This window comes from Aquisphaera insulae, from assembly GCF_011064615.1.
Classification (GTDB): domain Bacteria; phylum Planctomycetota; class Planctomycetia; order Isosphaerales; family Isosphaeraceae; genus Aquisphaera; species Aquisphaera insulae.
Window position 1 is genome coordinate 47,629 of the sequence record NZ_JAALJH010000060.1, and the last position, 11,498, is coordinate 59,126.

4 protein-coding genes are annotated in these 11,498 nt (G+C 69.3%); 2 read left to right on the forward strand and 2 right to left on the reverse strand.

The genetic code is table 11. From position 1 onward, the window contains the following. Positions 1–30 precede the first annotated feature (30 nt). Both G6O54_RS25690 and G6O54_RS25695 read right to left on the reverse strand, forming a co-directional pair. Positions 31–5,103 (reverse strand): serine/threonine-protein kinase, encoded by a 5,073-nt coding sequence (locus G6O54_RS25690; protein ID WP_165229604.1) that lies wholly within the window; start codon positions 5,101–5,103, stop codon positions 31–33. Further along, positions 5,100–5,744: a sigma-70 family RNA polymerase sigma factor gene (locus tag G6O54_RS25695; protein ID WP_165229607.1), complete on the reverse strand. Its 645-nt coding sequence runs from the start codon at positions 5,742–5,744 to the stop codon at positions 5,100–5,102. Before G6O54_RS25695 ends, G6O54_RS25690 begins: the two co-directional genes overlap by 4 nt. A 600-nt stretch (positions 5,745–6,344) precedes the next feature. On the opposite strand from G6O54_RS25695, the gene G6O54_RS37460 reads away from it, so the two are divergent. Both G6O54_RS37460 and G6O54_RS25705 read left to right on the forward strand, forming a co-directional pair. After that, a complete protein-coding gene (locus G6O54_RS37460) occupies positions 6,345–9,479 on the forward strand; it encodes a TIGR03032 family protein (RefSeq protein ID WP_205679041.1) in 3,135 nt (1,044 codons plus the stop codon). 635 nt (positions 9,480–10,114) lie between these two features. Then, entirely contained in the window at positions 10,115–11,032 is a 918-nt protein-coding gene (locus G6O54_RS25705) for a tetratricopeptide repeat protein (protein WP_165229611.1), read from the forward strand. Positions 11,033–11,498 lie beyond the last annotated feature (466 nt).

The window sequence follows — 11,498 nt, forward strand, 5'->3', positions numbered from 1 at the left end:
GGTCTCCAACGGCATCGCACGATGTCGCAATCATCGTGCAGATGGGCCCGCGAATGGTTCGCTCGGGAACTCGGCATCGAGAAGCAATGACTCGGCCTCGCCCCGAATGAGGGCGAGCTCCTGGAGATCCCAGTAGGTGGCCGACGCATCGACCTGCCAGGTGCGGAGACGATCGAGCCACTTTCGTGCTTCGGCAGGCTTCCCCGCGCTCGACCAGGCCACGGCCAGGTAGGCCCAGTCGGTCGGCAGCTCCGGCACCTTCGAGGCGGCCAGACCCTCGTTGAGTCGCGCGATCGCATCGTCGAACCGGCCTGCGCGGAGCAGCAGGCCGCCCAGCGAGCACGAGAGAAGATGCCGGTAGATCGGCGAAGGTGCGGGGCTGACCGCGAGCCGCCGCTCGAACTGCTCGATGCGCCGCCGGAGATCCTCGTGGGCGGCGGGCGCGAGGGCCAGGACCGACGCCTCGGCGAGCGCATTCCAGACGACCGTCGGGTCCGGCCCCAGGCGGCCTGCGAACGCCGCGCAGGCCTCGGCATAACCGGCGTGGTCACCCGCCTTCAGGCAGGCGACCGCCCAGGCCTGCGCCAGGTCCCGGCCGATCGCACCCCGGCGGCCGCAGCGCGCGAGCAGGTCGGCGGCCTCGGCCCATCGGCCTGCGCGCCCGAGCTCCTCGGCGCGGGGGAGGGCCAGCCCCGCGTCGGGCCCCAGCTCGTAGACGCGGGCGAGCTCGGCCACGCGGTCGGCCTCGCGTCCGAGCTTCCCGTAGACCGCTGCCCGCTCCTCGTGGAGCAAGGCGTCGTTGGACCGTGACGCGATCAGGCGGTCGAGATACCAGAGGGCCTCGGCCCAGCGGTCGCGCCAGGTGCAGTCGAGCATCGCATGAGCCTGGACGTCGAGGACCAGATCCTTCGAGGCGTGCCGCAAGGCTCGGTCGTAATCGGCGGCGGCCTCCTCGAGACGGTCGGAGCGGGACCTCGCCCTCGCCCTTCGGGCGTACAGGGACCAGTCCTCGGGATGGGTGGCGATCAGGCGGTCCAGATGCCAGATCGCCGCGAAGGTGTTGCCCATCTGCTCGGCCTCGCGGGCCAATGTCGCGTGCCAGGCGGGATCGACCTCGCGCCGTAGCGCGGCCGGGTCGACGTGGCCAAGGCGTTCGAGCCGGTCGCGCCAGGCCGGGGCGTCGAGCCGGGCGATCGAGCGATCAGGCTCCATCCGCATGCCCGTGCGGGCCTCGATGCGGAGCCTCAGGTCGTCCGGCCCCTCGTCGACGAGGGGGCTCGGGACGCGCCAGACGCGGGTATTCCCGGCGACGTCGATGCCCGCGACCGACTGGCCGTCCAGCGTGAAGGCGACCTTGTTGACCGCGTATTCCATGAACCGCGGGGGGCCAATCGGTTGCGACGTGGCCGGGTCGCAGAGGCGCACCGAACCGTCCTGGAATCCCACCGCGACCAGTCCGCCATCGCTGCGGAAGACGCTGCAGAGAGCCGGCGACGGCACGGCCAACAGCCGGGCCAGGACGCCGCCGGTCGAGGCGTCGCGCAGGGTGACGCCACCGTCCCTGCCGAGCGTCAGGAAGGCCCTGCCGTCGGGGCGGATGCCGCCGGAGGTCTCGTCGGCCATCGGCCCGCCGACCGCGCGGCCCTGAGAGGCGTCCCAGAGCTGGGTGTAATGGTCATGGGCCGCGAGCAGGGTCGTCCCGTCGGGAAAGAACTCGATCCGCCGGACTGGCTCGCTGCTCGGCAGGAGTTCCCCGATGCGAGTGCCCGCATCGGCGTCCCAGAGCCGGATGCCGGGCTTGCCGGTATGATCATTCGACAGGCCGACGGCGAGCTTCGTGCCATCCGGGCTGTACGCCAGGCTGAGCACAATCTCTCCCTGCGGAAGCGGGCGGCCGATCTCCTCGCCGGTGGCGGTGTCCCACCGTCGGACGAGGCCGCTGAAATCCCCGGTGGCCAGGACCTTGCCGTCGGGCCGGAATGCCAGGGCCACGACGAAGTTGATCTGCGGGATCGGCGGGACCCGCAGTCGGCCGGTGCCCGTCTCCCAGATCCTCACCTCGCCGGTCGGAAAGTGGGGAGGATTGCTGCCGGTCGCGAAGAGGCTCCCATCCCGACTGAGGGCGAGCCCGCGCACGTGCCAGCCCGGATAGTGCGGGGTGGGTCGTCCCAGCGCGCGGCCGGTCGCGAGGTCCGTGACGCGGACCTGCTGCCGTCCCGAGACGCCCGTCGCCTCGGTGAGCGCGACCCGTCCGTCGGTCACGAAGCCCTGAGACAGCAAGCTCAGCGCCAGCGATTCCCGCTCGGGTCGCGTGTCCGCCGTCGTGGCCTGGCGATCGGACCGGTCGGCCGCGGTCGGTTCGGCCTCCGGGGAGACCTGCCAGATGCGATAGGTCTTGTCGCTCGCGTGAGTGACGACGGTCAGGCCGTCCGGATGAGTTCGGAAGTCGTGACCGTCCCCCGCCGAGGATAATCCCGACCCCCGGACCTGCCCATCCGGTGCCCGACGCAGCAGCCAGAGGTTGTCCGTCAGCGTCAGGATTCGATCGCCGGCGGGAGCGTAGGTGAAATACGTCGTACTCGCCATGATCGGACTGAGGGGTTGTCCCCGGCCCGCGTCCCAGAACCGCGAGACCTGAGCACCGCCCTCGAAGAGCATCCCTCCGGTGGAGACCGTCGCGTAGAGCGACGTCCCGTCCGGGCTGAATCCGCCCCACCATCGGCCCTTGCTCAATTCCTTTGTAGTTTCTCCGGTAGGCCACGAGAGCAGCCGTCGGCCCGAGGGCAAGTCGTGGAGGGCCAACCGCATCTCGCCATCCTGGGTGGCGTGGATGGCCACGGTCTTCGCGTCCGGGGCCACGGCGCAGGTCCCCGTCAACTCCAGGGGCTCGCCCCGCACCGAGCCGGTGGTCGCGTCCAGCAGGGTTAACCGGAGCTTGGCGGAATTCTCCTCATGAAGGGCCGCAATGACGGTGGAACCGTCAGCGCTCACCGCGATTTCGAAGGCGGTCCCTCCGGGCAAGGGCGTGCCCGTCCAGAGCACGGACCCGCTGGCGACCGCGACGGCCACGACCGCCCGTGACTCCGTGAAAGCAAACAGCACCTTGCCGTCGGGCCCGAAGACGAACGGACTGACCGCGCCGGGGAACGTCTTTCGAAGCGCCCCCGTCGCCGTGTCCCAGAGATGGATGGGCGTCGCGCGCTCCCGATCGCGGGGATTGAAGCCCGTCGCGAACGTCGCGCCGTCGGGGCTGAACCCTAGGTCGGAGCACTCACCGGCGGCCTCCACGATCCGGAGCGGCCGGTGCACTTGCCCGAGCCAGGCGCCTAGGTTCCAGCGGACGGCCTTCCGGAAGTCGCTTGCATTCTCGGGGGCGGTCCTCAGGGCCTCGAGCATCCAGTGCAGGCCGTGGTCGGCCTGGCCCCCCTGGCCCAGGGCGATCCCCTTCTCGAGCGCCAGGCTCGCCGAGAGCTGCAGCGACTTGTCCCGCTCCTCGGTCACCAGGCGCCGGGCCTGGAGGGCTTCGTTGCGATCGAGCTGCGACTGCCGGTTGGCCAGCGATTCACTCAGGGCGATCGTCTTGAAATGGGAGGCCGTCACCAGCGACCCGATCGTGACGGCGATGAGCAACGCCGTGAGCACGCCGCCCAGGATCGCCACCACCGGGTTGCGGCGGGCCCAGCGCCAGTAGCGTTCCGTCGTGCTCACCTGTCGGGCCTTGATCGGCTCGTCGGCCAGGAACCTCCGCAGGTCCTCGGCCATTGCCTCGGCCGTCGGGTAGCGCCGCTCCGGGAGCTTGTCCAGCGCCTTGAGTACGATCGTTTCGAGGTCCCGCGGGATCCGATCGTCGAGCGACCGAGGCCGGGTCGGCTCCTCGTTCTTGACCTGCTCGATGAGCTTCAGGCGATCGGACGAACGGTACGCGGGGCGGAGCGTCAGCAGCTCGTAGAGGGTCATGCCCAGGGCATAGATGTCGGCGCGGGCGTCCCCCTCTCCGCGGAACCGCTCCGGCGGCATGTAGCGGAGCGTGCCGAGGATGTCGCCGGTGGCCGTCAGGCCGTCCTCCTCCGCCTTGGCCAGCCCGAAGTCGGTGATCCAGACGACTCCGGCGGTGTCCAGCAGGAGGTTCGACGGCTTGATGTCACGATGGACGACCCCGCGGGCATGGGCGTAGGCCAGCCCCTGCGCCACCTGGCGGCCGATCTGGGCCACGCTCCGGAAGAACGGCTGGCGGCGGCCGGACGTGTCGATCTTCGACACGTGCGTCCCCCCCGGCAGCACCGCCGAGCCCGACAGGTCCGCCGGGCGCCGGGGTGGCGGTCCGTCGCCGTCCGGCCAGGCCGACTCATGTCCCAGGATTGCGGCCGGTTCGAGCCGCTCGGTCGGGGCCGGGTCATCCGCCTCGTGCCCCTCGCGCACGAGCGATTCCGGCCCCTCGGTCGCCAGCCGGCCGCCGAGGAGCGATTCGGCGATCCGGCCGGACGGTCGTGATGGGTGCCCGTCGGACGTGCTGGCATGGGCGGGGCCGGTGCCCTCCAGTCGGCCTTCCCGATCGGGCGAGCGGAGCCGTTTCAGCTCCTCGATGACCTGGTCGAGCCCCTGGCCGACGATGAGCTGCATGGCGTAGAAGGCGACGTCGCCCTCGCGCCCGACCTCGAAGACCGGCACGATGTTGGTGTGGTGCAGCCGGGCCGCCGCCTTGGCCTCGCGACGGAAGCGGTTCTCCGCCCTCCGGTCGCCCACGGCGTGGCCGGGGAGGACCTTCAGGGCCACGCGGCGGCCGAGCGACACCTGCTCGGCCTCGTAGACCGTCCCCATCCCTCCCCGGCCGATCTCGCCCAGGATGCGGTAGTCGCCGAGCTGCCGGCTCGGGCCGGAGGACGCCGCGGGCATGGCCCTCGCGGCGGGTCCCGGCTCGGGGTCGATCGTCAGGTCCTGCTCGACCCGCACCATGGCGGGCAACAGCCTGCGGATCTGCCCGGCCAGCTCGGGGTGGCGGGCGGCGAGTTCCTCGATGCTCGGCCGCTCGCCGGCGCGATAGCGCTCCAGGAATGACTCGGCGACGATCTCGAAGGGGTCGCAATCGGAAGTGGCGTCGCTCATGGCGCGTCCCCGCCGACGCCCCCCGGGAGATCGCCCAGGATCTTCTCCAGCCGCTCCAGCGCCCGCGTGTACCGCTTGCTCGCCGCCGCCCTCTCCAGGCCGAGCGCCGCGGCGGCGTCGACGTTGCTCATCTGCTCGTAATGTCGGAGCACCAGGACCTCCCGGTCGATCGGATCCATGCGGTTGAGGGCCTCCTGGAGCTGCAGCTTGCGCTCGGCCCGCATCGCCGCCTGGAGCGGGCTGGTCAGCTTGCCCAGCAGCCGGGCTGCCAGGGCCCCCGAGCTGACGCCGGGCATGGCGCCGCGGTAAATCGAGACCTCCCGGCCGACGTCGCGGCCAGGCCGGGCCAGATACCGCCGATGGCAGTCGGCCACGCGTTGACCCACGAGGAATCGCAGCCAGATGTAGAAGGACACCGAGGGGTCGCGGATGTAGTCGTCCAGCCGCTTGATGGCGTCCAGGTATCCCTCCTGGATCACGTCCGAGGCGTCGACGCGGCCCTGGAGCCGCGGGTCGAGGCGCAACGCCACCATACGCCGCAATCGGGCGCGGTAACGGGCGAGCAACTCGACGAGCGCCTCTCGATCGCCGGCGGCAACGCGGGCGACGAGGTCGGGCACCTGGCCTGGTGGTAGCGACATATCTTTCATCCTATTACTTCTACTGCCAGCCGCAAGCCGCTCGCGACGATCCCCCCGCATTTTGGCCGCCTGGGCCTTGGTAGGCCGTCGCTGCCATAATCCGACGACCTCGAGAATTTCTCACGCAACCGGTCTCGCATCGCCGCCGGCTGGCAGTACCAGGGATTAAGTCCAGTTTGAAAGCGGCGCCCGTGCGGGGTCGTGTTGACCACCCGCGGAGGAGCAGGCGGGAAACAATCGAGGCCCGGAAACAGCGGCGGATGCAGCCGGGTGGGTCCGGTCAACGCCCTGCGGCCAGGGTGAGTCAACGGTATTGGCCGTCACGGCCTCAATGGGCGGATTCGATGTTTGATCGACGACTTCGAGATTATTCCACCAAATCCAAACGCGCATCGTGATCGGCCCGCAGTACAGGTGGTAAGCCCGGCGCGAAGCCAGAGCCGACCGGGGTCGTGATGACCACCGCCTGGGCCGGAGACCACCAGCGTCGCGTCATCGCCTGGGGTTACACCCCGAGCGATCGTTCCACGCGCCGTGAACCTCGACCTTGACATAACGCAACCACAGCCTCGCAGCTCGTGACGCAGGTGGTGACGAATCATGACGACAATGGTTTCCCCGCCCCAACCGGCGCTGGACAACGGCCGCCCCAAGGCGGACACCCCGGCGCCCTTGCGGGCGGTCCACACGTCCAACTTTCCCGTGCTCTTGCGGCAGTTCGGCGCCTCACTGCTGGTGACCACGTACCAGGCCGGCAAGCTGGTGATGGTCCGCGACGAGGGGGACCACCTCAACACCCACTTCCGCGCCTTCCAGGCCCCCATGGGCATGGCTCTATCCGGCGGCCGGCTGGCCGTCGGCACCCAGATGCAGGTCTGGGAATTTGTCGACGCCCCGGCCGTGACGGCCAGGCTGGAGCCGCCGGGCCGGCACGACGCCTGCTTCCTGCCCCGCTCCAGCCACGTCACCGGCAACATCCAGATCCACGAGATGGCCTGGGGCGCCGGCGACGAGCTCTGGGTCGTGAACACCCGGTTCTCCTGCCTCTGCACGCTCGACGGCTCGGCCAGCTTCGCGCCGCGGTGGCGGCCGCCGTTCGTCACCGCGCTCGAGCCCACGGACCGCTGCCATCTGAACGGCCTGGGGATGGTCGACGGCCGCCCGCGCTACGTCACGGCGCTGGGCGAGACCGACGAGCCGGCCGGCTGGCGGGCGAACAAGGCGAAGGGCGGCATCGTGATGGATGTGGCCTCGGGAGAGGTGATCGCCCGCGGCCTGTCGATGCCCCACTCGCCGCGATGGTACGGCGGGCGGCTGTGGGTCTGCGAGTCGGGCGCGGGGACGTTCGGATCCATCGACCCGAACACCGGCAAGTACGAGCCGATCGCCGAGGTGCCGGGCTTCACCCGCGGCGTGGACTTCGCGGGCAACCTTGCCTTCGTCGGCCTCTCTCAGGTGCGCGAGAGCGCCGTCTTCAGCGGCATCCCGATCACCGAACGGCTGAAGGCGGAGGAGCGGACCTGCGGCGTCTGCGTGATCGACCTGAGGAGCGGCCAGGTGGTCGGTCTCCTCCGTCGGCCGCCTCGGTCACTCCCGATGAAATTCTTTCGCAACCTGTCTCGGACCCCCCGCCGGCTGGCAGTACTGAGGAAATGCCTGCAATCGTCCCTGGTCGCCGCCGACCCGACGCCTCCCGGCGACCGAGGACGAATGCACGGCCGGCGCCGCCTCGTGGCCTCACTCGGGCGCGAGGTCCGAGCATCGAGCGATGGAGTTCCGTGCCAATGGGCGGTCTTGTCAGAGCTTCCGAGTCTGGTAACCCAGGCCCGGACAGGCGTCCAACCACGCTGTCGTCGAACTGTCCCCGCGGAAACCCGTGGTCCTCGTGCCAACGACGGCACTCCGGTCGGTAGCGACCCTCGAATCCATCGACGCCGGGCTACCCAGGCGGACGAGTCTCCCAGGAAACATCTCATGCTTCGCAACCGGTTCGTTTTCGCTCTCAGCCGCTCCGGCAGAAACCGCCGTCCGCGCCACGCCCTCGGCGTGGAGACCCTCGATCGCCGAGAATTGCTCAGCGGCTCTCCGATCCCCATCGCCCCGGCCGATCTGTTCGCGGATGTCACCTCCGACAACGTGCCGGGTCAGCCCGGGTTCAACTACGCCAGCAGCCAAATCGAGCCCTACGTGGCGGTCAACCCGCGCGACGCCAGGAACATCGTGAGCGTCTGGCAGCAGGACCGTTGGGATAACGGTGGCGCGCGCGGGCTCCAGGGCGGTGTGAGTCTCGACGGCGGCAAGACCTGGACCGCGATCGTCATCCCCGGCACCTCGCAGGTCACGGGCGGGAGCGCCCCGCGCGCCACCGACCCGTGGCTGACGTTCTCCCCCGACGGTGCCGTCTACTGCGCCAGCCTGGGGTTCGACCTGACCACCGGCGGCCCCTCCGTCGCGGTCAGCAAGTCCACGGACGGGGGATTCACCTGGGGTGCCCCGATCATCGTGGGCGCGGACCCGGCCCCGACCGTCGATGGGGACCTGACGACCTACCTCTTCAACGACAAGGAAACCATCACCGCCGATCCGAACGACTCCCGGTACGTCTACACGACCTGGGTCCAGTTCCTGGATACCTACGACAGCGACGGCAATTTCCTCTACGAGGATGGGGTGACCCTGATGTCGCGCTCGACCGACGGCGGCGCGACTTGGGAGCCGGCCCGGACGGTTAACGACCCGCTCCCCAATCCCCAGGCGGGCGAGGTCGCCGCGAACCAGGGGAACCAGATCCTCGTCCGGCCGGACGGCTCCCTTGTCGATCTCTTCGAGCAGTTGCGTTGGGACCCGGGCCTCCAGTCGTACACGCTCTCGGTCAAGGCCGTCACCTCCACCGACCACGGCGCGACCTGGTCCGCGCCGTACACCGTGGCCCAGCTCGACCAGGGCTATGCGGACCGATGGACTTACTTTGGGGCCGTGTCCGACCCGGATCACCCGGATTCCCCCGTACGCACCGGCGACATAATTCCGGGCTACGCGGTCGATCCGAAGAACGGGAACCTCTACGCGGCCTGGCAGGACGCCCCGCACGACGCCGCGGCGACCTCGCCCAGCGTCATCCAGCTGGCCATGTCCAGCGACGGCGGCAAGACCTGGACGGTACCGGTGCAGGCCAACCCGACGCCCACCAACATCCCGGCGCTCAACCAGCAGGCCTTCAACCCCGCCCTCGCGGTGAACAACACGGGCACGTTGGCGATTACCTACGACGACTTCCGAAACAACACGACGGCCGCCGGCGTGCCGACCGACGCCTGGGCCATCACAGTGGATCCGAACCGCCGCGGCGGGCTGTCCAACCCGAAGAACTGGGGAGGCGAGATCCGGTTGACTCCCGACTCGTTCGACATGGAGCAGGCGCCGCAGGCGGGCGGCTACTTCATCGGCGATTACCAGGGCCTGGCCGCCGTGAACGGCAACAAGTTCATGGCGGTGGTGATCGAGGCGGGCACCGCCGGGGCCGGGACGTCGAGCGCCTTCGCCGTTCGGTTCAGCCCCGGCGACCACGGCAACAGCCCGGACGGCCGGGGCAACGGCAACCAGGGGTACGGCTCCGCGGCCGGCGAATGCGGCGAGATCTACGCCTTCGACTCGGCCCTCTCGCTGCTGGGCACCACCAAGGTGAAGGGCAACAGGGCGGGTACAGCCCACAACGACCTCTTCAACGGCAGGTAAAGCCTCACAGCCCGGTGCGATGGCCGGGCCGGCCTGGATGCAGCAAGCAGCCGGAGACGGCCGCGGCTGTTCCGTGTCGGCACGGCCGGGCCCGCGGTCGCCTGCGGCATGGCCGCCACGCCGAACGGCGGCGCCAGTTTCGTCGACGAGGACGCGACGTCACGGCCCGCGACGAGGGATCGCTCGGGCATGTCGCGTCAAGAGGTCGATCTTCCACCAGAGGCGGTGCCACGGTCACTGCGACGGTCCAGGCCGCCCGGGGGCGATACTGCGCCCTCCTTCCCAGGAGTAACCACGCGGGCGGGAGTGCCTTCCACCACGCCTTGACTGCTTCGGTCCGGTAAACCGAGGTCGGAACCCCCGGCCGGCTTCGGCCGACCACACCGAAGCAGGTTACGCCAAGTTGAAGGGAATCGTCTCCGCACGGCCGACTGCGAGTCAAGCAGGGATGAAAAGCCAGCCCACCAGGGAAGGCCGAAGGGGACATAGCGGTTGGTCCCGAACGCCTGAAGGGTCTGGGCAACGCTCGATTCATCGAAGTGGAGAGTCCAGGAAATACCGCGTCTGAAACCGGGTGCTCGAGAACTCCTCTTCGAGAGTAAGGGCCGGCGTCCGTTACTGGAAGAGGGGACGGGATGAACACGCATAGCGACTCTCGTCTGGCAGAAGCCATCGGCCTGGTGGACCATGCGCTCGCCAGCTCAAACTCCCATGCGTCGGATTCCAGCGTCGCGGTCTCGGCGCTTCATCGGGCGGTGGACATTTTTCGGAGGCTCGGGGATCGCGGTCGCGAGACGGACGCGCTGGGGAACCTGGGGCTTGTTCTGTTGACCGCCGGGCGGCCCACGGAGGCGATCATCGTGCTTCGGGCGACGCTTCAGCTCGCCGAGAGCACCGGCGATCGGTACGCCCAAAAGATCGTCCTGGAAAGACTGGCGCTGGCTCACCTGAAGCTCGCCGACCCGGCTGGGGCATCCAGGTTCCTGGACGAGGCGCTGGATTCGGCAAGAACACTCGGCGACCGCGTTCACGAGTCCCGGCTGCGATGGACGCACGCGCTTGCCCTGGCCGAGCTGGGCCGCGCTGACCTCGCGGTTCAGGCGGCCGAGGAATCGGTCTCCCTTTTGATGGCCCTCGGGCATCCCGAAGCGGCCTGGTACGAGGAGCAGCTCCGGCGCTACCGGGAGGAGGAGCAAGCCGCCTCGCTCGGGTCCGCCTCGTTCGTGAATGCGCAGGTCCGCTCTCCCCAACCGGCTCCCTCATCCAAATCACGACTCCTGCGGATGGCGATGTCCGCCACCAAGGCCATGATGGCCTTCGTCGGTTCGGGCATGAAGACGATCCAACCCGAGGTTCGGGCGGTCCGGCTGGCCCTCTGCGGCCTTTGCGAACACCACACGGGGCAACGATGCCGCATCTGCGGCTGCTTCACCCGGGCCAAGAGCCTCATGGCCCACGAGCAATGCCCCCTGGGCAAGTGGCCGGTTCATCCGGCCGAAGCGGCGCCGGATAGCGGTGGGGCTCGCACCCTCACGAGCGTCCCCGCCGGATGAGCCTGGCTCCTGTAGGGTGTGTCAAGCGGAGCGCAGACGCACCAAATCGGCTCGGCCACGGAATCGGCTCGGCCACGCACGCGGACGCCGTTTCTCCCACTCGGGCCCCAGGACACGGCGATCACGGTGCGTCTGCGCTCCGCTTGACACACCCTACAAAATCAAGACATCTCCACACAGCGGATGTCGCCACGTCTTGCAACCACACAGGCCATCCGGGTGGCCGTGGTGGAATACCACGGGACCGCCCTGGCCCGGGAGAGGAGCCTGTCCAACACCACGGCGAGCCCTCCGTGGTGTTCCACCACGGCCACCCAGTGAGGGGAGAGGAGCCTGTCCAACACCACGGCCACTTCCCCATCTGCGTTCATCTGTGTTCATCTGTGGCTCAATTCCTCCCCCCCGTCCCCATCCGTGGTATCCGTGCCATCCGTGGTCGTTCTATTTCGCTTAGAGACTATCCGGA